At 68.9% G+C, this 21,715-nt stretch carries 18 protein-coding genes and 1 riboswitch; of the genes, 14 read left to right on the top strand and 4 right to left on the bottom strand.

Features of this window, described 5'->3' with window-relative positions; genetic code table 11:
* Positions 1 to 69 precede the first annotated feature (69 nt).
* The 3 genes from KR541_RS17135 to KR541_RS17125 are packed head-to-tail and all read left to right on the top strand — an operon-like array spanning position 70 to position 3,667.
* A complete protein-coding gene (locus KR541_RS17135) occupies positions 70 to 1,746 on the top strand; it encodes a methyl-accepting chemotaxis protein (protein ID WP_050017383.1) in 1,677 nt (558 codons plus the stop codon).
* On the top strand, positions 1,743 to 2,255 hold the full coding sequence (locus KR541_RS17130) for a chemotaxis protein CheW (protein WP_089489112.1): 513 nt from the start codon (positions 1,743 to 1,745) through the stop codon (positions 2,253 to 2,255). Before KR541_RS17135 ends, KR541_RS17130 begins: the two co-directional genes overlap by 4 nt.
* The gene (locus KR541_RS17125) at positions 2,252 to 3,667 is read left to right on the top strand and encodes a CheR family methyltransferase (protein WP_089489113.1); all 1,416 of its coding nucleotides are present in this window, start codon (positions 2,252 to 2,254) and stop codon (positions 3,665 to 3,667) included. The genes KR541_RS17130 and KR541_RS17125 overlap by 4 nt, the downstream gene beginning before the upstream one ends.
* A gap of 64 nt (positions 3,668 to 3,731) precedes the next feature.
* On the opposite strand, the gene KR541_RS17120 is transcribed toward KR541_RS17125, so the two are convergent.
* Positions 3,732 to 4,784 (bottom strand): RNA-guided endonuclease InsQ/TnpB family protein, encoded by a 1,053-nt coding sequence (locus tag KR541_RS17120; protein WP_089489114.1) that lies wholly within the window; start codon positions 4,782 to 4,784, stop codon positions 3,732 to 3,734.
* Between the two features lie 92 nt (positions 4,785 to 4,876).
* Between KR541_RS17120 and KR541_RS17115 the strand changes: the two genes are divergently transcribed.
* The 5 genes from KR541_RS17115 to KR541_RS17095 all read left to right on the top strand — a co-directional run bounded on the left by KR541_RS17115 (position 4,877) and on the right by KR541_RS17095 (position 11,080).
* Entirely contained in the window at positions 4,877 to 5,587 is a 711-nt protein-coding gene (locus KR541_RS17115) for a chemotaxis protein CheW (RefSeq protein WP_050017380.1), read from the top strand.
* Positions 5,584 to 7,899: a hybrid sensor histidine kinase/response regulator gene (locus KR541_RS17110; RefSeq protein WP_089489115.1), complete on the top strand. Its 2,316-nt coding sequence runs from the start codon at positions 5,584 to 5,586 to the stop codon at positions 7,897 to 7,899. Before KR541_RS17115 ends, KR541_RS17110 begins: the two co-directional genes overlap by 4 nt.
* Complete coding sequence (gene cheB, locus KR541_RS17105) at positions 7,896 to 8,915, top strand: chemotaxis response regulator protein-glutamate methylesterase (protein WP_050017378.1); 1,020 nt, start codon at positions 7,896 to 7,898, stop codon at positions 8,913 to 8,915. The genes KR541_RS17110 and cheB overlap by 4 nt, the downstream gene beginning before the upstream one ends.
* Before the next feature lie 78 nt (positions 8,916 to 8,993).
* A riboswitch (Fluoride riboswitch) is annotated at positions 8,994 to 9,097 on the top strand.
* A 79-nt stretch (positions 9,098 to 9,176) separates the two neighbouring features.
* On the top strand, positions 9,177 to 10,418 hold the full coding sequence (locus KR541_RS17100) for a voltage-gated chloride channel family protein (RefSeq protein ID WP_050017377.1): 1,242 nt from the start codon (positions 9,177 to 9,179) through the stop codon (positions 10,416 to 10,418).
* A 77-nt stretch (positions 10,419 to 10,495) separates the two neighbouring features.
* Positions 10,496 to 11,080 (top strand): hypothetical protein, encoded by a 585-nt coding sequence (locus tag KR541_RS17095; protein WP_204384124.1) that lies wholly within the window; start codon positions 10,496 to 10,498, stop codon positions 11,078 to 11,080.
* Between the two features lie 18 nt (positions 11,081 to 11,098).
* Here the strand turns inward: KR541_RS17095 and KR541_RS17090 are convergent, their stop codons facing one another.
* Both KR541_RS17090 and KR541_RS17085 read right to left on the bottom strand, forming a co-directional pair.
* Positions 11,099 to 11,812, bottom strand: a complete 714-nt coding sequence (locus KR541_RS17090) for a riboflavin synthase subunit alpha (protein WP_216089662.1) — start codon at positions 11,810 to 11,812, stop codon at positions 11,099 to 11,101.
* A 211-nt stretch (positions 11,813 to 12,023) separates the two neighbouring features.
* Positions 12,024 to 13,886 (bottom strand): ABC transporter ATP-binding protein, encoded by a 1,863-nt coding sequence (locus KR541_RS17085; RefSeq protein ID WP_050017375.1) that lies wholly within the window; start codon positions 13,884 to 13,886, stop codon positions 12,024 to 12,026.
* A 489-nt stretch (positions 13,887 to 14,375) separates the two neighbouring features.
* Between KR541_RS17085 and KR541_RS17080 the strand changes: the two genes are divergently transcribed.
* The gene (locus KR541_RS17080) at positions 14,376 to 15,257 is read left to right on the top strand and encodes a Dyp-type peroxidase (protein ID WP_050017374.1); all 882 of its coding nucleotides are present in this window, start codon (positions 14,376 to 14,378) and stop codon (positions 15,255 to 15,257) included.
* 105 nt (positions 15,258 to 15,362) lie between these two features.
* On the opposite strand, the gene KR541_RS17075 is transcribed toward KR541_RS17080, so the two are convergent.
* Entirely contained in the window at positions 15,363 to 15,764 is a 402-nt protein-coding gene (locus tag KR541_RS17075; protein WP_069618571.1) for an OsmC family protein, read from the bottom strand.
* A 547-nt stretch (positions 15,765 to 16,311) separates the two neighbouring features.
* On the opposite strand from KR541_RS17075, the gene KR541_RS17070 reads away from it, so the two are divergent.
* The 5 genes from KR541_RS17070 (at position 16,312) to KR541_RS17050 (ending at position 21,685) form a co-directional block, all read left to right on the top strand.
* Complete coding sequence (locus KR541_RS17070) at positions 16,312 to 17,376, top strand: helix-turn-helix domain-containing protein (RefSeq protein ID WP_089489117.1); 1,065 nt, start codon at positions 16,312 to 16,314, stop codon at positions 17,374 to 17,376.
* Entirely contained in the window at positions 17,325 to 18,641 is a 1,317-nt protein-coding gene (locus KR541_RS17065; protein WP_050017371.1) for an Nramp family divalent metal transporter, read from the top strand. Before KR541_RS17070 ends, KR541_RS17065 begins: the two co-directional genes overlap by 52 nt.
* An 80-nt stretch (positions 18,642 to 18,721) precedes the next feature.
* Positions 18,722 to 19,312 (top strand): phosphatase PAP2 family protein, encoded by a 591-nt coding sequence (locus KR541_RS17060; protein WP_050017370.1) that lies wholly within the window; start codon positions 18,722 to 18,724, stop codon positions 19,310 to 19,312.
* A 530-nt stretch (positions 19,313 to 19,842) separates the two neighbouring features.
* Positions 19,843 to 20,631 carry an SDR family oxidoreductase gene (locus tag KR541_RS17055; RefSeq protein ID WP_050017369.1) on the top strand — a complete coding sequence of 263 codons (789 nt, stop codon included), beginning with the start codon at positions 19,843 to 19,845 and terminating at the stop codon, positions 20,629 to 20,631.
* A 37-nt stretch (positions 20,632 to 20,668) separates the two neighbouring features.
* A complete protein-coding gene (locus KR541_RS17050; RefSeq protein ID WP_050017368.1) occupies positions 20,669 to 21,685 on the top strand; it encodes an NADP-dependent oxidoreductase in 1,017 nt (338 codons plus the stop codon).
* The last annotated feature ends 30 nt before the right edge of the window (positions 21,686 to 21,715 follow it).

Here is a 21,715-nt window from a genome sequence, read left to right as displayed (position 1 = left end):
GGCGCGCCGACCGGCGCGCCAGGCGGGCGCGGATTTTTCAACGCTGAATTTAGAAAGCCCATAACGAACATGGCCACCTTGACGCCCCGCGCGACCAATGAAAGCCTGCATCCGACGATCGGCGCCGCCCGGCTGACGCTCGGCAATCGCATCCTGCTCAGCTTCGGCGTGCTGTTCGTGCTGATGCTGGTGACCGCCGGCGTGTCGTACGAGCGACTGCGCGCGATCAACGCCGAAGCCGTCAGCATCGAGCGCGACTCGCTGCCCGGCGTCTACCTTGCATCGTCGCTGCGCGGCGCGGTCAACGAGTCGTTCACGCTGCTGCAGCGCGGCATCTTCGTCGACACCGAGCCCGACGCCGCGCAGCGCGATCTCGCGAAGATCGCCGACGCGCTGAAGGAAATCGAGTCGATGTCGGTGGACTACCAGAACACGACGTTCCGCGACGACGACCGGCAGCGCTTCATGGCGTTCCGCGGCGCCTACGATCACTACGTGCCGTTGCTGAACGAAGCAGTGCAGAACAGCCGCGCATCGCACGCCGAGGCGGTCGCCGCGTACGCGAAAGCGTTGCCTGCATGGACCGAGGTCGTGCGCAACGCGAACGTGCTGGTGCAGGAGAACCGCAAGTTCGCGGAGCAGTCCGCGAAGCTGATCCGCGAATCCGTGCAGGACACCGAGATCGTGCTCGCGACCGCGCTGGCGTTCATGCTGCTGTCCGCGCTCGGGCTCGGCTACATGCTGTACCGCTCGGTGACGGTGCCGATGGCGCGGCTCGTCGAGGTGCACGACGTGATGCGCACCGGCAACCTGACCCATCGCCTCGATTTGCGCCGCCGCGACGAATTCGGCACGCTCGAGACCGGCTTCAACCGGATGGCCGACGAGCTGACCGAGCTGGTGTCGCGCGCGCAGCAGTCGTCGCTGCAGGTGACGACGTCGGTGGCCGAGATCGCCGCGACGTCGCGCGAGCAGCAGGCGACCGCGAACGAGACCGCGGCGACGACGACCGAGATCGGCGCGACCTCGCGCGAGATCTTCGCGACGTCGCGCGACCTGCTGCGCACGATGAACGAGGTGGCCGGCGTGGCCGAGCAGTCGGCGACGCTCGCGGGCGTGAGCCAGAGCGGGCTCACGCGGATGGGCGAGACGATGCGCAGCGTGATGGACGCGGCCGGCTCGGTGAACGCGAAGCTCGCGATCCTCAACGAAAAGGCGCTGAACATCAACCAGGTGGTCGCGACCATCACCAAGGTGGCCGACCAGACCAACCTGCTGTCGCTGAACGCGGCGATCGAGGCCGAGAAGGCCGGCGAGTACGGTCGCGGCTTCGCGGTCGTCGCGACCGAGATCCGCCGCCTGGCCGACCAGACGGCGGTGGCGACCTACGACATCGAGCAGACGGTGAAGGAAATCCAGTCGGCCGTGTCGGCGGGTGTGATGGGGATGGACAAGTTCTCCGAGGAAGTGCGCCGCGGGATGCTCGACGTGCAGCAGGTGGGCGGCCAGCTGTCGCAGATCATCGCCGAGGTGCAGACGCTCGCGCCGCGCTTCCAGATGGTCAACGAAGGGATGCAGACGCAGGCGAACGGCGCCGAGCAGATCACGCAGGCGCTGTCGCAACTGTCGGAAGCCGCGCAGCAGACGGCCGAGTCGCTGCGCCAGTCGTCGCAGGCGATCGACGACCTGACGCTCGTCGCGAACCAGTTGCGCACCAGCGTGTCGCGCTTCAAGGTCGACGCGTGACGCGCGCCGATCCGCAGAACGGCGCGCACGCGCTGTTCCTGATGTTCGAGCTCGACGGCGAGCGTTATGCGCTCGACGCGGCCGGCATCGACGAGGTGCTGCCGCTCGCCATCATGAAGGCGGTGCCCGGTGCGCCCGACTGGATCGCCGGGCTGCTGATGCGCGGCGGCCAGCCGGTGCCGGTGATCGACGTGCCGATGCTGGCGCTTGGGCGGCGCGCGCAGGCGCTGCGCTCGACGCGGCTCGTGATGGTCCGTCATCGCTCCGGTCACGCCGATGGCGAGCGCACGATCGGCCTGATCGTCGAGCGTGCGACGCAGACGATGCGGATCGACCGCGCGGCATTCCGCGCCAGCGGCGTCTCGACCGCGCGCACGCGCTGGCTCGGGCGGGTCGCGAACACGCCCGACGGCGTCGTGCAGCAGCTGTCGGTGTCCGACCTGATCGACGACGTGGCGCGCCTGTATCTGTTCGACGGCCCGTCGGGCCACGGAGAGGAATTCGCATGAACGCGTCCGAATCGCGCTTTCGCGGCTGGTTGCTGCGCGAGACCGGCATCGACGCCGATTCGCTCGGCAACGATTTCCTGATGCGGGCGCTGACGGATCGCGTGCATGCGTTGCAGGCGGACGGCGAGCGCGTGCCGTCGGCCGCGCGCCCGCCCGTCACGCCGGAAGCGCTCGACGCGTACTGGCAGCAGCTCAACGCGTCGGCCGACGAACGGCGCGCGCTGATCGAGCTGTTCGTCGTCCCGGAAACGTGGTTCTTCCGCGACCGCGAAGCGTTCGCGACGCTCGCGCGGCAGGCCGCCGAACGGGTCGCCGCGATGCCCGGCCGCGTGATCCGCGTGCTGAGCGCGCCGTGCTCGACGGGCGAGGAGCCGTATTCGGCGGCGATGGCGTTGCTGGATGCGGGGCTCGAGCCGGCGAACTTCGCGATCGACGCGATCGACCTCAGCGCACGCGCGATCGAACAGGCGCGGCTCGGCTGTTACGGGCGCAATGCGTTCCGCGGGACGGCGACGGAGTTCCGTACGCGGTATTTCACGCCGACCCGCGACGGCTGGCTGCTCGACGAGCGCGTGCGCGCGTGCGTGCAGTTCAGTCACGCGAACCTCGTCGAACCGGTGGCCGACAACGGCATTCGCTACGACTTCGTGTTCTGCCGCAACGTGCTGATCTATTTCGACCGCGATGCGCAGGATCGCGCGATCCGCTCGCTCGACGCGCGTCTTGCCGACGACGGCATGCTGTTCGTCGGGCCGGCGGAGACGGGCGTCGCGATGCGGCACGGGATGCGCTCGGCGCGCGTGCCGCTCGCGTTCGCGTTTCATCGCGAGCCGGCCGGTGCGGCGGCCGATGCAGGCGCGGCCCGGTCGGTTGCGCCGCTGTCCGCGGCGGCGCCGGACCGGCGCGCGGAGCGCTTCACGGTCGCACCGCTCGCCGCGCCGCGCCCGGTGGTGGCCGTCGCGCCGCCGGGCTGGCTCGGCGACGTGCGCCAGCCGTTCGCGGCGGCGCCGGCCTTACAGGCTGCCGCAGTCGACGCGCGGGCCTCTCTGGCGGCGGCGACCGCCGTGGCGGCCGCCCCGGCCTACGACGGGATCGCGCCGACGATCGACGATGCGCCGACGCTGGAGGATGCGCAGGCCCTGGCGAACGCGGGCGCGTTCGACGAGGCCGAGCGCGTGCTCGCGCAGTTCTCGGCGCGCGTCGGCCCGCATGCCGATGCGTTCTACCTGAACGGACTGATCGCGGATGCGCGCGGCCGCGCCGCGGAAGCGAGCGACTTCTACCGGAAGGCGCTGTACCTGCGCCCCACGCATCACGAGGCGCTGACGCATCTCGCGACGCTGCTCGACGTCGGCGGCGATCGCGCGGGCGCGCAATGGCTGCTCGAACGCGCCCGGCGTTCGGCCGGCTGACACGACGACGGGAAATGGGACCGACACCGCGATGACCAGAGGAACCCTTGACGTCCTCCTCCGCCTAAAGGCGGAAGATTCCCACACCTGGCGATGCACGTCCGCATCGGAGAATGTTCAGCGCAGCGTTGGTATCTCGATCATGCTCGACACCACAGTCACTGCAGGTCCACTCTCTTATTCTCAGTCCCGCGATACCTTTCGGCCGCGTCGTGCTGGCTTGCGACCCGCACGCCGAACAGGACTGGGTCGAACCGCTTTCGTCGACTTCCTCGAACGTGACTCCGTGCGCGATCGCTTTGTAGCGGAGCTTGTTTCGGAAGGACGACCAGGACGCGTCGTAGACGCTCTTCGCCATCCTGGTTCTGGCAAGTTTGACGGCAGATACGTTGCCGACCGCGATGTAATCGAAGCGCCACACCAGCTCGAGCGCGAGCTTGTGCTGGAAATCGGCTCGGGCGTTCGCGACCTTGGCGTGCAGCTTCGCGATATGTCGCTTGTGCTTTCGTGCTCGCTGCGCTTTCGCCAGCTTTTCCGCCGCTCGTCGACCGAACTGGTCATTGGGCAGCTTCTCGCCCGTCGAAAGTGTGGCGAAGTCTTTCAAGCCGAGATCGATGCCGACGCCGGAACGGATCGGGCGGGCCTGAACATCGGGTATCTCGATCACGATGTTGAGAAACCAGTTGCCACGCGCATCCTGCGCAAAGTTGGTTCCATCCCTGATCTTGCCTTCGGGAAGCGTTCGGCTGTTGAACACGCGAAACGTGTTGCCAGCGAAACGGAACGCGTCACCCTCGCGCTTCAGGTCACGGCCCTTCAGCGGCACCCAGCCCAGCGATTTCCTGCCGCGATAGCGCAGGTAGGGCCGACGGTGCTGGCTGCGCGACTTCGCGTATTGCTCGCACGTCGCGTTGACCGTGCCGGAATGGATGCCAAGCGCCTTGCTGCTCCCCGTCGTCAGCACGTTCAGATCGAATCCCGTCGGCCACTTCTTGCCCCACTTGAGCGCGTGCTTCTGCGTGTCGTTGCAGAAGTTCCAGACGTAGTTCACCGCACGGCTCTGCTTGTTGAGCAGTCCGTTGAGCGACTTCACCCGGTAGCGGTAGACAAGGATCATGCCGGTGATCCTAACTCGTGGAAGAAGCTGCCTGTCAACAGCACGCCTTTCCTTCCCGCCATCAATGGCGGGGTCTCTCGGAGAAAATTCTGATGAACCGCGCCGCTGCCACTGACGACGCGACGCTCGACGTCGACGATTGCTGGAACCGGATCGGCACGCGCGGCGACCGCTCGTGCGAGCGGCTGAACGACTGCCTGCGCTGCCTGAACTGCCCGGTCTACGCGTCGCACGCGGCGAAGCTGCTCGAGCGTCCGCTCGACGTGGCCGAGATGGCGGACGTCACGCGCCGTATGAGTGCGCTCGGCACGGCGCGCGCGGGCGACGACGACGGCGATACGCGCCATGCGGCGCTCGCGTTCCGGGTGGCCGACGAATGGCTCGCGCTGCCGATCGGCGTGCTGCGCGAGATCGCCGGCACGCGCCCGATCCACTCGCTGCCGTATCGCCGCCATTCGGCCGTGCGCGGCGTGGTCAACATCCGCGGCACGCTGCGCATCGCGATCTCGATCGGCGCGCTGCTCGGCCTCGATGCCGGCAAGGCCGGCAACGGCGGGGGCGGAGGCGACGGCCGTTTCACGCGGCTGCTGGTGGCCGCGCATCAGGGCGAACCGGTCGTGTTTCCGGTCGACGAAGTCGAGGGCGTGCTGCGCTTCGGCGCGTCCGACTGGGTGCCGGTGCCTGCGACGGTCGGGCGCGCGAGCGCCGGCCTGTCGCGCGGCGTGCTGTCGTGGCGCGGCAAGTCGGTGGGGCTGCTCGACGACGATCGTCTGTTCGATGCCGTGACACGGAGCATGCGATGAGCGGCGATGACGACCTGAGCCACCTGTCGCTGCTCGAGCTGTATCGCGAGGAGACGCGTACGCAGACCCAGGCGCTGTCGGAGCGGCTGCTCGCGCTCGAATCGGGCGAGCCCGATTCCGTCGCGCTCGAGGCGTGCATGCGCGCCGCGCATTCGCTGAAGGGCGCCGCGCGCATCGTCGGCGTGCCGCTCGGCGTCGAGATCGCCGGGCGGATGGAGGAATGCTTCGTCGCCGCGCAGGCCGGCACGATCGCACTGACGGCCACGCACGTCGACGTACTGCTGGCCGGCGTCGATTTGCTGGTGCGCGTCGGCGATCCGCAGGGGCAACCCGTGTCGCAGGCCGAGATCGACGTGTTCGCGGCGGCGCTGACGGGCGCCGACGGCGCGCAGACGATGCAGGCGCCGGCCGCCGTGCCGCCGCCGGTGCCGATGCCGCCGTCGTTCGTGCCGTATCGCGATCACGACGGCGCCGCGAACGAGCCGGTCGGCGCGAGCGCCGCGGTGCCGCCGCTCGCCGTGTCGAGCCCGGTGCCCGATCCGGTCCAGGCCGGCCGGGTGGCGGGCGCCGGCGCGATGCGCCGCGTGCGCGCCGATACGCTGAACCGGCTGCTGAGCCTGTCCGGCGAATCGCTGGTCGAATCGCGCTGGCTCAAGCCGTTCGCCGAATCGATGCTGCGCGTGAAGCGCGCGCAGCGCGACGCGGCCCGTTCGCTCGACCTGATGGTCGAGCAGTTCGCCGACGAGCTCGACGACGGCATGCTCGCGTCGATGAACGAAGTGCGGCACATGCTCAACGACCTGCAGCGCTCGCTCGCCGAGCGCATGGACGAATTCGACCGCTTCGAGCGGCGCAGCACGCATATCGCCGAGCAGCTGTACGACGAGGCGCTGCAGTGCCGGATGCGGCCGTTCGGCGACGCGACGCGCGCGTATCCGCGCATCGTCCGCGATCTCGCGCGCTCGCTCGGCAAGCAGGTGCGTTTCTCGATCGTCGGCGAAGGCACGCAGGTCGATCGCGACATCCTCGACCTGCTCGACGCGCCGCTCGGCCACCTGCTGCGCAACGCGATCGACCATGGCGTCGATTCGCCCGACGCGCGGCGCGCGCGCGGCAAGCCGGCCGAGGCGAGCGTCACGCTCGAGGCGCGCCACAGCGCCGGCTCGCTGCTCGTCAGCGTGATCGACGACGGGCCGGGCGTCGACATGGACGCGCTGCGCGCGGCCGTCGTGCGCCAGCGCCTGACCGACGACGAGACGGCCGCGCGGCTGTCCGACCCCGAACTGCTCGAATTCCTGCTGCTGCCGGGCTTCTCGATGCGCGATGCGGTGACCGACGTATCGGGGCGCGGCGTCGGCCTCGACGCGGTGCAGGAGATGGTGCGCGGCGTGCGCGGCGCGGTGCGGATCTTCAACGAGCCGGGCGCCGGCATGCGCTTCGTGCTGCAGTTGCCGCTCACGCTGTCGGTGATCCGCAGCCTGCTCGTCGAGGTCGGCGGCGAGCCGTATGCGTTCCCGCTCGCCCACGTGCGCCGCACGCTCGAGCTTTCGCACGACGACATCGACGTGCTCGAAGGGCAGCCGCATTTTCCGTTCGACGGCCGGCGCGCGGGCCTCGTCGCCGCGCACCAGCTGCTCGACGCGGGCGAACCCGACGTGACCCGTGCCAGCACGGCGGTCGTGGTCGTCGGCGCCGAACCCGAGCTGTACGGCGTCGCGGTCGACCGCTTCCTCGGCGAACGGATGCTCGTCGTGCAGCCGCTCGACAGCCGCCTGCACAAGATCCAGAACATCGCGGCCGGCGCGTTGCTCGAGAACGGCGACCCGGTGCTGATCGTCGACGTCGAGGACCTGATCCGCTCGGTCGACAAGCTCGTGCGCGGCGGCCAGCTCGCGCGGGTCACGCGCGATCCGCAGCTCGCGCTGGCCGACCGGCGCCGCCGCGTGCTCGTCGTCGACGATTCGCTGACGGTGCGCGAGCTCGAACGCAAGCTGCTGGAAAAGCGCGGCTACGACGTGACGGTCGCGGTCGACGGGATGGAAGGGTGGAACGCGGTGCGCAGCGATGCGTTCGATCTCGTCGTGACCGACGTCGACATGCCGCGCATGGACGGGATCGAACTCGTCACGCTGATCAAGGGCGACCCGATGCTCAAGCGGGTGCCGGTGATGATCGTGTCGTACAAGGATCGCGACGAGGATCGCCGCCGCGGGCTCGATGCCGGCGCCGACTACTACCTCGCGAAGAGCAGCTTTCACGACGAAGCGCTGCTCGACGCCGTGCACGACCTGATCGGGGACGCACGCGCATGAACATCGGCATCGTCAACGACCTGCCGCTGGCCGTCGAGGCGCTGCGCCGCGTGATCGCGCTGCGCGCGGACCATCGCGTGCTGTGGGTCGCGACCGACGGCGACGAGGCGGTGGATTTCTGCGTCGCGCATCCGCCCGACGTCGTGCTGATGGATCTCGTGATGCCGAAGGTCGACGGCGTCGCCGCGACGCGCCGGATCATGGCGCGCGCGCCGTGCGCGATCCTGATCGTGACGGCGAGCGTCAGCGCGAACACGTCGTCGGTGTACGAGGCGATGGGCGCCGGCGCGCTCGACGCGGTCGATACGCCGACGCTCGCGCTCGGGCTGTCGACCGACGCGTCGCCGCAGGCGCTGCTCGCGAAGATCGACCAGATCGGCCGGCTGCTCGAAAGCCGCAGCGCGGCACTCGTGCCGCCGGGGCCGACGCCCGCGCGCGGACAGCCGACGCTCGTCGCGATCGGCGCGTCGGCGGGCGGGCCGACCGCGCTCACCGCGCTGCTGCGCGCGCTGCCGGCGGATTTTCCGGCCGCGATCGTGATCGTCCAGCACGTCGACCAGGCCTTCGCGTACGGGATGGCCGAATGGCTCGACGGCTATACGCGGCTGCCGGTGCGCGTCGCGCGGCAGGGCAGCATGCCGGAAGCCGGCACGGTGCTGCTCGCGGCGACCAACGACCATCTGATGCTGTCGCCGCGCGGTGTGCTCGGCTATACGCGGCATCCGGTCGAAACGCCGTACCGGCCGTCGATCGACGTGTTCTTCAACAGCGTCGCGGACGGCTGGCAGGGTGACGCGCTAGGCGTGCTGCTGACGGGCATGGGACGCGACGGCGCGCTCGGCCTGAAGGCGATGCGGGCGAAGGGCTGCTACACGATCGCGCAGGACGAGGCGACCAGCGCCGTGTACGGGATGCCGAAGGCGGCCGCGGCGGTCGGCGCGGCGTCGGCGATCCTGCCGCTCGAACAGATCGCGCCGCAGTTGATCGCGCGGATCGCGCTCGCGCCGCGCGACTGACCGCGCATCGGGCAGGCGCCGTCGTTGCGTGGTGCGCCGGCGCTGCATTGCATGCGTGGCGCGGCGTCGCGTACAATTGCGGCCTGCGGAGATGGCATGCCTCCCTGCGGTCGTTCCCGGCGCGTGGCGCGCGGTGCGGCCCTCAACCGCCGGTTTGCCCGGCTGATGATGCCTGCGTGTTCCTGGGTCGTCAGGAGGTCGCAGGCCGTCCATCCGGTATTCTGCCGCCCAGGTTTTGATGTTCTGTCGAATCTGGAAATCATGTTCTTCACCACTTCTGCCGATCTTTTCGCGACCGTGCGCTACGTGTGGCGCTGGCTCGCGCTTTCCGCGCTGCTCGGCGCGCTCGCCGGCACGGCTTCCGCGCTGTTCCTGATCGCGCTCGACTGGGCGACCGGTACGCGCGTTGCGCATCCGTGGCTGCTGTGGGGGCTGCCGGCCGCCGGTTTCGCGACCGGCTGGGTCTACCATCGCTTCGGCCAGTCGGTCGCGCGCGGCAACAACCTGCTGATCGACGAGATTCACGACCCGAAGGCGCTCGTGCCGAAGCGGATGGCGCCGCTCGTGCTCGTCGCGACCGTCGTCACGCACCTGTTCGGCGGGTCGGCCGGCCGCGAGGGCACGGCCGTGCAGATGGGCGGCGCGCTCGCCGATCGCGTCACGCACCTGTTTCGGCTTGATCGCGAGCATCGCCGCGTGCTGCTGATGGGCGGCATCGCGGCCGGCTTCGCGTCGGTGTTCGGCACGCCGCTCGCGGGCGCCGTGTTCGGGCTCGAGGTGCTCGCGATCGGGCGCGTGCGGTACGACGCGCTGCTGACCTGCGTCGCGTCGGCGATCGTCGCGGACGTCGTGTGCCGCGCGTGGGGCGTCCATCACACGGCCTATGCGATTCCGTTCGTGCCGGCCGTATCGGCGACCGGGCTGGCCGTGACGGTCGTTGCGGGCATCGCGTTCGGCGTGGTCGGGCGGCTGTTCGCGTTCGCGACGCATGCGCTGACCGCGTGGTTTCGCCGCGTGATCCGCTATGCGCCGCTGCAGCCGGTGCTCGGCGGCCTGCTGGTTGCGGTGGCCGCGACCGTGCTGAACGTGCCGCAGTATCTCGGCCTCGGCATCCCGACGATCGAGGCCGCGTTTCACGGCCCGCTGCCGCTTTACGATTTCGCGGGGAAGTTCGCGTTCACCGTCGTCACGCTCGCGTCGGGGTTCAAGGGCGGCGAGGTGACGCCGCTGTTCTACATCGGCGCGACGCTCGGCAATGCGCTCGGCCAGGTCCTGGCGCTGCCGGTGCCCGTGCTCGCGGGGCTCGGCTTCGTCGCGGTGTTCGCGGGCGCGGCGAACACGCCGATCGCGTCGACGATCATGGCGATCGAACTGTTCGGCGCGGATATCGGCGTGTATGCGATCGTCGCCTGTGTCGTCGCGTATCTGTTTTCCGGGCACGCGGGGATTTATCGCGCGCAGCGCGTGGCGGTGGGGAAGGGGGCGCGGGTGGAGGCGGAGTGAGGTGGGGGGCGCGGTCGATGTCGTTCGATCGCGGCGGCGCGATGCGATACCCGGGACGCTAAAAAGAGAGGCATCCAATGACGTCGGACGATTTCCTGACCGAAGCCAGGCGGCTTGCGAGGCCGTGCCGTCAGTACCGCTTCGCGGCTGACGGCGAACCCGTCACCGGCTACTGGCATGGGGTCGATGCCGGCGAGTTGTGCATTTCCACCGAACGCGACGGTGTCTGGCTGAACGTCCATCTCGAAGATAGCGGCACGTCAGGCCGCGTGGAGACTTCCACGCAACCTGTCCGTTCCGGCCGCCCGCTGTGCCGATCCGACACGCTGTCGCTTCCGCCGGTCGACGCGGTGTTTCGCTTCGGCTCCGCCGCGATCGGCGCGTACCTCGACACACACGGATGGCAGCGCGACTGGGGATTCAACGGCAACTTCAAGGGCGCGGCCGCGCACGACTACGAGCGCGAGTGGATGGCGCAATGCCCGCTCTACACGGGTGGCGTGGTGGCCGTCGCGGGCGGATGGCACATGCCATGGCCCGACGACGACTGGAATGAACTGATCGACCTCGAACTCGTCCTCTGGACGTTCGAGGAATCGGAACCGTGGGTCGAGGTGTTTTCGGACGGCGGCCGTTACTCGGTGATCCAGCGGATCACCTAGCACGCGCTTAATCAGCCTTTACTGCTTCGGCAGCCGCGCGACGTTCCGCGCCAGCAGTTCCTCGATATCGATGCCTTTTTCCGCCAGCAACGCGGTGACGGCGCCGTTCAATTCGCCGAGCGTTTCCTTGACCGACTCGCGGATCGTATCCACGACGACCTGCGTGCTGCGCTCGATCTCGATGTTGACCTTGTCGTTGACGCCCTTCGCGTCGAACGTGGTCGCGCGGCGCGTTTCGGGAATCAGCCAGACGTCGAACCAGCCTTCGTCGCGATTGACGTCCGACACGGTGAGGCTGCAGCCGTTGATCGCGATGTAGCCCTTCGCGAACACATAGCGCTTGAACGCGGCCGGCACGCCGATGCGGATCATCCGGTTGTGCTCGGACGACGCGATGTGCGCGATGGTCCCCGTGAAATCGACATGACCGGACAGCGGATGACCGCCGATCTCCGCGCCGTCCTTCGCGGCCCGCTCGACGTTGACGCGCGCGCCGGTCGCGAGGTCGGCGAGCGTCGTGATCCGCAGGCTCGGCAGCATCACGTCGAAGTCGGTCAGCGCCGGCGAATGGATGGTCGTCACCGTCAGGCACACGCCGTCGACCGACACGCTCGCACCGATCTCGATCTCGTCGGTGAACCGTTCGGGGAACTCGATGCTGAACGTCCTCAGTTCGCCGTGATCCTTGATGGCGTTGATGACGGCAACACCCTGAACAATGCCTGTAAACATGATCGATCCCTCGTCGCAAATTTCCTGGTCGACATGATAAGTGATCCCGCTGCCGGACATGCCGCGGCGCGCGGGCCGGCGCCGGCGAGCCCGTGCCGCAGATACAGAAAAGGCCGTGCACGTGGCACGGCCTCGATCCGGATCCGCTGGCTCGCCGACACGGCCCGGCGGCGATGACCGCGCCGCCAGGCTGCATCGCGCCATGCTTGCATCAAACCTCAGCCGGCTCCCCCAGCGCCCCGGCATCGCGATCCGCCACGCGCCGAGGCGAATCGGCGAGCCCCTTCGCGAGCTCCAGCGCTTGCCGTTCGAACAGCCGGCGATAGATGCCGCCGTCGATGCGGATCAGCGCGTCGTGGTTGCCTTCCTCGATCACCTTGCCGCGATCGAGCACCAGCAGCCGGTCGAGCGCGCGCACGGTCGACAGCCGGTGCGCGACGACGAGCGTCGTGCGGCCGACCATCAGCCGCTCCATCGCCTGCTGGATCAGCAGCTCGCTTTCGCTGTCGAGGCTCGACGTCGCTTCGTCGAGGATCAGGATCGGCGCATCGGCGAGGAACGCGCGCGCGATCGCGACGCGCTGGCGCTCGCCGCCCGACAGCTTGATCCCGCGTTCGCCGACGAGCGTGTCATAGCCGTCCGGCAGCGCGGCGATGAAGTCGTGCGCACTCGCCAGACGCGCGGCGCGCTCGATGTCGGCGCGGCTCGCATCGGGGCGCGCATACGCGATGTTCTCCGCGAGCGTGCGGTGGAACAGCACGGGCTCCTGCTGGACGATCGCGATCTGGCTGCGCAGCGAATCCTGCCGCACCTGCGCGATGTCCTGGCCGTCGATCGTGATGCGGCCGCCCGACACGTCGTACAGGCGCTGAATCAGCTTGATGAACGTCGTCTTGCCCGACCCCGAATGACCGACGAGGCCCACGCGTTCGCCGGGCGCGATCCGCATCGAGAAATCGTCGTACAGCGGCACCGGATGGTTGCCGTAGCGGAACGTCACGTGCTCGAAGCGGATCTCGCCTTGCCCGATCCGGATCGCCGGCGCGCCGGGGCGATCGTCGATGCCAAGCGGCTGCCGTTCGAGCGCGACGAGCTCTTCCATGTCGTTCACCGAGCGCTGCAGGTTGCGGATGTGCATGCCGACGTCGCGCAGGTAACCCTGCAGCATGAAGAACATCGTCAGCGCGAACGCGATGTCGCCGACGCTCGCCTCGTCGTTCATCCACAGCCGCAGCGCGACGCCGATCATCGCGGCCTGCATCGCGACGAGCATCGCGCCTTGCAGCCCGCCGTTGAACGTGCCGCGCACCCACGTGCGGCGCGTGCGCTGCCGCCATTTGCCGATCACGCGCGCGAGCCGCGCTTCCTCGCGCGTTTCCGCGCCGAACGCCTTGACGACCGCGTTGCAACTCACGGCGTCGGCCAGCGCGCCGCCCATGCGCGTGTCCCACAGGTTGCCGAGCCGGGCGGCCGGCGCGACGATGCCGAGCGACACCGTGACCGTCACCGCGATGTACAGCAGCGAACCCGCGCCGACGACGAGCCCCATCACCGGCCAGTGCGTGCCGAGCAGCACGGTCGCGCCGACCAGCATCGCGACCGACGGCAGCAGCGCGATCAGCACGGTGTCGTTGAGCAGGTCGAGCGCCCAGATCCCGCGCGTGATCTTGCGCACGGTCGAGCCCGCGAAGCTGTTCGCGTGCCAGTCGGTCGAGAAGCGCTGCACGCGGTGGAACGACGCGGCGGCGATCTCGCTCATCATCTTCAGCGTGAGCGTGATGATGTTCAGGTAGACGCCCTGGCGCAGCACCGTCGCGCCGATGCCGAGCGCGGCGAGCGTGCCGAACGCGACGAGGGCCGAATGCCACGCCGCGGCGCGGTCGGTGAGGCCGGTCGATAGCGCGTCGACGAGGCGGCCGGCGAACAGCGGCGTGAGGACGTCGGCGAGCGCGGCGAGCAGCGCGAGGCTCGCGACCGTGGCGATGCGCGCCGGCTGCTTGCGCCAGTAACGGATGGTGAAGCCGAAGACGGCCTGGAATGCGTGGCCGCCCAGATGGGAGCTTTTTCTGGTCATGTATTGTTGCCCGGCGCATCGCGCGACGGGACTTTCCGGTTCGGAGAACGTCGAAAACGCAACAGCCGGGCCGCGCGACACACGCGGGGCGGAAAGAAACGGGCTGTCGGGAAAAGCGCGGCTGACGGGTTAGCGGAAAACTCGGGAGCCGGCGCGGACGGCAGGCTGGATCAGCTGCGCCGCGAGACCACGTTCGGGAAGGTTGCTGGCATTCGGAACATCTGCACCTCCCTGAAGTGAACGGTTGAATGAAAGGACGCCGAAAAGACGTGCAGCGATTTTATCAGGACAGTCGCGCGCGCCGCAACGTCTGACGAATGCGGCGTTGCTGCGTCGATACGGTGAGTATTCCGGGTTTTGGCCCCTTTTCGCGTACGTTGCGCGATGGCGGGTGCGGAGCCGGCGCGCGCATCGATTACACTTCCGCGTCCGCGGCGCGCGACGACGCGCGGCCGCCCGGATTCACTCCGAACCATTCCCGAGGAAACGATGAGCGACGTTCAGCAAGGCATCCTGGCTCCGATCGATACGGTAGCCCGATACCTCACTTTCACGATGTCGAACGACGGCAATATCGCCGCGGCGCTGGCCGCGCTGCGCGAGATCGTCGACGGACGCGACACGGTGGTCGGTTTCGGACACGCGCTGGCCGCCTGGCTCGGGCACCCGGTGCCGGGCCTGACCGACTATCCGGCGTTCTCGGTGAACGACCGTACGCTGCCGATGACGCCGGCCGACGTGTGGGTCTGGCTGCGCTCGGACGACCGCGGCGAGATCGTGCTGCGCGCGCGGGCGATCGAACGCGCGCTCGCGCCGGCGTTCGCGCTGCAGGAGGCCGTCGACGGCTTCCGCTATTCGAACGATCGCGACCTGTCCGGCTACGAGGACGGCACCGAGAACCCGGAAGGCGACGACGCGGTGGCCGCGGCGATCGTCACGGGGCAGGGCGCGGGGCTCGACGGCTCGAGTTTCGTCGCGGTGCAGCAGTGGGTGCACGACTTCGACCAGATGGAGCGCATTCCGTCGGGCGACATGGACCACATCATCGGGCGTCGCCGTTCGGACAACGAGGAACTCGACGACGCGCCCGAATTCGCGCACGTGAAGCGCACCGCGCAGGAAAGCTTCGCGCCCGAGGCGTTCATGCTGCGCCGTTCGTCGCCGTGGTCGGACACGCGCCGGGCGGGCCTGTACTTCGTCGCGTTCGGCTGCTCGTTCCGCGCATTCGACGTGCAGATGCGCCGGATGAGCGGCGAGGAAGACGGGATCGTCGACGGCCTGTTCCGCTTCACGCGGCCGCTGACGGGCGCGTATTTCTGGTGCCCGCCGATGAAGGACGGCAAGCTGGACCTCGCCGCGCTCGGACTGTAAGCGCCGGGCGGGATCGACGAACGGGCGGGTCGCGCCGGAATGCGCGGCCCGCCCGTTTCGTTTTTCAAGCTTTCAAGCGGCAGTGCGTGCGGACTGCCGCGTGCGTCAGTTCAGCGTCGTGTCGATCCGCGTGCCGCGCTTGATGAACTGCGTCACCGGGGTTTTCTCGCAGATTTCCGCGAGACGCTGGCGTTGCGCGTCGTCGAGCGGGCCGTCGAGCGTCACGACGCGGCGCACGTACTGCACGCCTTCGCGATCGGCATGCAACTCGGTGCGCACCGCGATGCGCGCGGCCGGCCACGTCTTGCGCTGCATGTACATACGCAGCGTCGCGGCCGTGCATTGCGCGAGCCCGGCCAGCACGAACTCGTACGGCGCCGGCCCGCGATCCTGGCCGCCTTCGCGCGGCGCTTCGTCGCCGGTCAGCGCATGCGTGCCGGCCTGCAACTGGACGACGTAGTCGGGCGCGTCGGCATCGAGGACGGCGGCGGCGTGGATCAGGGACATGGCAGGGCTCCGGGAAGCAAATAAAGGAAAGCGGGCGCCGCGTGGCGGCGTGCAGCCGTCAGCATACCGTTCCGGCCGCGCGGGCGCGCGCGACGCGCTACGCGTCGGCGATGCCGGCGCTGCTGCGCACGCGCGCGGCGATGCGTTCGCACGCGTTCGATGCACGTCGATGCCGTTCGCGCCGATACGCGAGCGTTCGCTTTGCCGATGTAACGCAATCAAACACGCACGTCATTAAGCATGACGGCTGCAATAATCGGCCGCATCGCATACGCGATTCTGTATCGGCATACCAGCGGTATGCGGCAGCCTGTAGTAATCCGCCATCATGCTGTCCCCGTCGGCCATTTCGCGCCAAAGGCACGACCCGTTCGGCTAAGATGCCGTCGCTTCATATTTCGGGATAGCCGTCCTGTCGCACGCATTCAAACCAAATATAAGCCTGACAGTTCGACGGTATTAGAAGAAGTCGAACAAGTCGGGGGCTTGGCCAGTGAATGCAGCAGATCAGCGGTGGGTCATTATCTATTTGAGTACGGGGTTTTCGTTGGCCCAGGCCGCGCGTCTCGGCGAGGCCTTCAACCTGGCGAATCGCCTGCATGGGTACGGCGTGGATTACCAGCTCAAGTACGTATCCGAAAGCGGAGGACTGTTGCAGTCGTCGTCCGGCGTGAGAATCGCGGCCGATCCGCTCGGCGACGAACACAGCCGCCGCGCGCTCGCGTTCTTTCATCTTCATGGCGACCGCGCGGCCGTCAACTGGGACGACGCATTGCAACGGCGCCTGGCCGACATTCGCCAGCATGCGCGCTGGATCGTCGACGCGATGGACCTGCCCGCGCTCGCCGCCACGCAGCGGCCGTCGTCGTCGATCGACGTGCGGCCGGGCAGCGCCCGGCGCCGCGCCGCCACGACCATCGAATCGCGGGCCGGCGAGACCGACGTGTTTGCCGCCGCGCTCGACATGTTCCGCGCGGACCTCGGCGATGGCGCCGCGCGGGAGATCGCCAGCAACCTGGCGCGGCCGGTCGAGCAGCGCTATGTTCAGTCGATGTGGGCGTTCCGCGAACTGAGCGCGAGCCCGTCGATCCGGATGTCCGCGCAGCGGCTGCGCGCGCAGAGCGTGAACCGCATCTCGATCGCGAACGCCGCGCAGGCGGCCGCGATGAGCGAGCGCAATTTCCTGCGGCGCTTCAAGAAGGAAATCGGCGTGACGCCGACCGAGTTCGTCCAGCACGTGCGGCTCGAACGGGCGTGCCACATGCTGATCCATACGACGCTGCCGGCCGACAAGGTCGCGCGGCGCACCGGGTTCGGCAGCGGCGAGCGGCTCGCGAAGCTGTTTCGCCAGCGCCTGCTGATGTCGCCGACCGAATTTCGCGTCGCCGAGCGGGAAAAAATCCTCGCGCACGACGCGGCGTCGCCCGACCCGGATGACGGGCAGGCCGCCGCGTGCTGCGACGGCGAGGGGGCGGAATGCGACGCGTGCGCGACCGCGCGCGGGAAAACGGGACGGATACCCGTAGAATCGTCGTGTCGCGACCTCGATTCCCGGTTTCCATGCCCTTCCTCCCCTCTACCGCCACCGCCCCTTTCTGCCCGTCGGAAGTAAAGGGCAGCATCACGATCGACGCGGCCGCGCCGCGCTGGCAGAAGCTCAAGCGTTTCTTCGGCCCCGGCCTGCTGGTCGCGATCGGCTACATGGATCCCGGCAACTGGGCGACCGATATCCAGGCGGGCTCGCAGTTCGGCTATTCGCTGCTGTGGGTCGTCGCGTTCTCGAGCCTCGCGGCGATCTTCCTGCAGATGCTCGCGGCGCGGCTCGGCCTCGTCGCGGGCAAGGATCTCGCGCAGGCCAGCTACGAGCGCTACGGCCGGGTCGGCCGCGTCGTGCAGTGGATCACCGCCGAAGTGTCGATCATCGCGTGCGACATCGCGGAAGTGCTCGGTTGCGCGCTCGCGTTCAAGCTGCTGCTCGGCGTGCCGCTCGCGTGGGGCGTCGTGCTCACCGCGCTCGACACGGTGATCGTGCTCGGCCTGCAGGGCAAGGGGTTCCGGCAGATCGAGGCGATCGTGCTCGGGCTGATCGCGACGATGGCGTTCTGCTTCGTCGCGCAGGTGGCGATCACGCCGCCCGACTGGCACGCGGTGATCGGCGGGCTCGTGCCGGGCGACCCGGGCCACGATCGCAAGGACGCGATCGTGCTCGCGCTCGGCATCGTCGGCGCGACGATCATGCCGCACAACCTGTATCTGCATTCGTCGGTCGTGCAGACGCGGCATGTGGTCGGCGGCGCGCGCGGCGTGATCCGCGACACGCTGGGGCTCGTGCGCATCGATACCTGCGTGTCGCTGTTCGTCGCGATGCTCGTCAACGCGGCGATCCTCGTCGTCGCGGGCGCCGCGTTTCATGCGACGGGCCAGCACAACGTGACCGACATCGAACAGGCGTACCGGCTGATCACGCCGATCGCCGGCGGCGCGGCCGCGCTGTTGTTCGGCATCGCGCTGCTCGCATCGGGGCAGAGCTCGACGCTGACCGGCACGATCGCCGGCCAGGTCATCATGGACGGTTTCCTGCATACGAAGATCCCGTGCTACCAGCGCCGGCTGATCACGCGCGGGCTCGCGCTCGTGCCGGCGCTGATCGGCGTGCTGTGGCTCGGCGACGGCTCGGTCGGGCAACTGCTCGTCTGGAGCCAGGTGCTGCTGAGCCTGCAGTTGCCGTTCGCGATGTGGCCGCTGATCCGCTCGGTCAGCGACCGCAACACGATGGGCGACCACGCGATCGGTCGCGGGATGCAGGCGGCCGCATGGGCGCTGTTCGCCGTGATCACCGGCACGAACCTGCTGCTGATTACCGGTGTCGCGGGCTGATACAGCCTGTCACAGGCTGACACAGGCGTGCGGCGCGCATGCGGTAAACTGCGGCCTTTCGATCGACCCCGAAGTCCGTTATGTGGAGTGAAATCAGCAATATCGGCGATGCCGCGCTGACCTTGCCGATCGCGCTGACCTGCGCGGCATGGCTCGTGCTGACCGACTGGCGCCTCGCCGTTCGCTGGGGCGTGCTGCTGGCCGCCGGCATGGGCGTCGTCGGCGCGACGAAGATTCTCTATGCCGGATGCGGGATCGAGCTTCCGCAATTCGATTTCCGCGTGATCAGCGGCCATACGATGCTGTCGACGTCCGTGTGGACGGTCGCGCTGTCGATGCTGTGGCAGGCGTTCCGGCCGGGCAGGGCGCCCGGCATCGCGGCCGGGCTGGCCGTCGGCGCGATCACGGCCGTGGCGCGCGTGTTCGATCATTCGCACACCGTGCCGGAAGTCGTCGCCGGCTGGATGCTCGGCGCGCTGGTCGCGCTGGTGTTCCTGCGCGGCTACGACGGCGCGCGGCAGCGCGCGTTCTCGCCGCGCGTCGCGGCGGCCTGCCTGCTGCTGGTGTCGGGCATCGCGTACGGGCACCGCGCGCCGTTCCAGCAGATGATCGACACGCATTCGCCGCAGCTCTGCGCGTTCGTGCGCGCGCCGTCGGGCGACCGGTTCTGACCGGTGCCGATGGCGGGTGCGCCGGCGCCGCCTTTCTGCCGCTGGGGTTCGTCCGGCGTTTTCCGGTTTTTCCGGCGGGTCGCACGATGCCACGCCGGTTCATTTCCCCGATTGCCTTCCCCGGTTGTGCGGACGCAACGCCCGGCATCCCGAAAATCGACCCGCTCGCCAGTCCGCTCGACCGGCGCGCGTGGACTCGCACATCGGTGCCGGTATGCGCGAGTCATCAACGCTGTCTATGACCGGGCATAACGAATATTCATTTCATCGATCGGGTGCATTCGCGTACGCTGGCCGTCGTTCAACCGCGGACAGCCTGCCCGGCCGGGCACGCGTGCGTCGCGTGCGTCGCGTTCGTCGCGTTCGTCGCGTTCGTCTCGATATACTCGCGGAAACCGTGTGGCGCGTCGTCATGTCGGCGCACCGGCCATCGGCGCACGTCGGCCGGCAGCGGCACTGAAGGCGCGGAAAGCACGCACACCCCGTCGCAGCAGCGTTCCGCGACGACGATTCAAGACAGGAGCAGACACATGACAATCGTTTCTCCGCGCCTCGCCGGCAAGTGCGCATACATCACGGGCGCCGCGGGCGGCCTCGGCCGGGCGATCGCGCGCCGGATGGTCGAGCAGGGCGCGCGCGTGTTCGTGACCGATATCGCGGAAGCGGCGGTGCTCGACGCGTTCGCGCAGGAGCTCAACGCGGGCCACGCGACGCCGGTCGCGTTCGCCGCGACCCAGGACGTGCGCGACGAAGCGCGCTGGCAGGCGCTGCTCGTGCAGGCGACCGATGCGATGGGCGGCCTGTCGGTGCTCGTCAACAATGCGGGCGTCGGCTCGATCGGCTCGCCCGCGCAAATCGAGCTGGACGAATGGCGCCGCGTGATGGCGATCAACGTCGAGAGCATCGTGCTCGGCTGCAAGCATGCGCTGTCGTATCTGGCCGAGAGCCATCCCGCATCGATCATCAACATTTCGTCGGTCGCCGCGTTCAAGGTCGAACCGGATTTCACCGCGTACAACGCATCGAAGGCGGCGGTCGCGTCGCTGACGAAGTCGGTCGCGATCGATTGCGCGCGCCGCGAGATCGACGTGCGCTGCAATTCGATTCATCCGGCGTTCATCCGCACGGGGATCGTCGAGCCGCTGTTCCAGTCGCTCGGCGAACGCGACGCGACGCGCAAGCTCGCGCGCGGCATTCCGCTGCGCCGGCTCGGCGAGCCGGACGACGTCGCGCATGCGGCCGTGTATCTCGCGTCCGACGAGAGCCGCTTCGTGACGGCCGCCGAACTCGTGATCGACGGCGGCATGTGCGCGGTCTGACGCGCATCCCGAACCACAACGATTGGAGGAGAACAGCATGTCGACACCCGTGAACCGCCAGCTGCTATTGAAGACGCGCCCGGAAGGGCGGGTCGGCCGCGAACATTTTTCGCTCGTCGAGACGCCGGTGCCGGCGCTCGCCGACGGCGAGGTGCTCGTGCGCGTGCTGTATCTGTCGATGGACCCGACCAACCGCGTATGGATGAGCGACGTGCCGCAGTACCTGCCGCCCGTCGCGATCGGCGAGGTGATGCGCGCGCTCGGGATCGGCCGCGTGATCGCGTCGCGTAACGCGGGGTTCGCGGAGGGTGACCTCGTGCAGGGGCTCGTCGGCTGGCAGGACTACGCGGTGGTGCCGGCCGAGCAGGCCGCGCAGCTCGTGAAGCTGCCCGCGCACTCGGGCCTGCCGCTGCCGACGCTGCTCGGCGCGTGCGGGATGAGCGGGTTGACCGCGTACTACGGGCTGACCGACATCGCGCCGGTGCAGCCGGGCGAAACGCTGGTCGTGTCGGCGGCGGCCGGCTCGGTCGGCTCGATCGCCGGGCAGATCGGCAAGATCCACGGCGCACGGGTGGTCGGCATCGCGGGCGGCGCGGACAAGTGCCGCTACCTGACCGAGACGCTCGGCTTCGACGCGGCCGTCGACTACAAGGCCGACGACTTCCGCCAGCAACTGAAGGCGGCGACGCCGGACGGCGTGCACGTGAACTTCGAGAACGTCGGCGGCGAGGTGATGCGCGCGGTGTTGTCGCGGATGGTGATCGGCGGGCGCGTCGCGCTGTGCGGCGTGATCTCGAACTACAACAGCGGCCGCGCGGCCGACGACGTCGGCGTGCTGATCTCGAAGCGGCTGACGATGCGCGGCTTCCTGATCCTCGACTACCGCAAGAGCCGCGAAGCCGTGCAGACGCTCGCGGGCTGGCTGCGCGACGGCCGGCTCAAGGCCGAGGAAACCGTGGCCGACGGTCTCGAAAACGCGCCCGACGTGCTGAATCGCCTGTTCGACGGCGACCATCGCGGCAAGCTGGTGCTGCGCGTCGATCCGGACGCGTGACGGGCGCGTCTCGCCTGTCGGATCGGGCCG

The sequence above is a fragment of the Burkholderia sola genome, assembly GCF_905400185.1.
Lineage (GTDB): Bacteria > Pseudomonadota > Gammaproteobacteria > Burkholderiales > Burkholderiaceae > Burkholderia > Burkholderia sola.
Note: the sequence above shows the minus strand (reverse complement) of the source record. Positions and strands in the feature narration are given on the sequence as shown.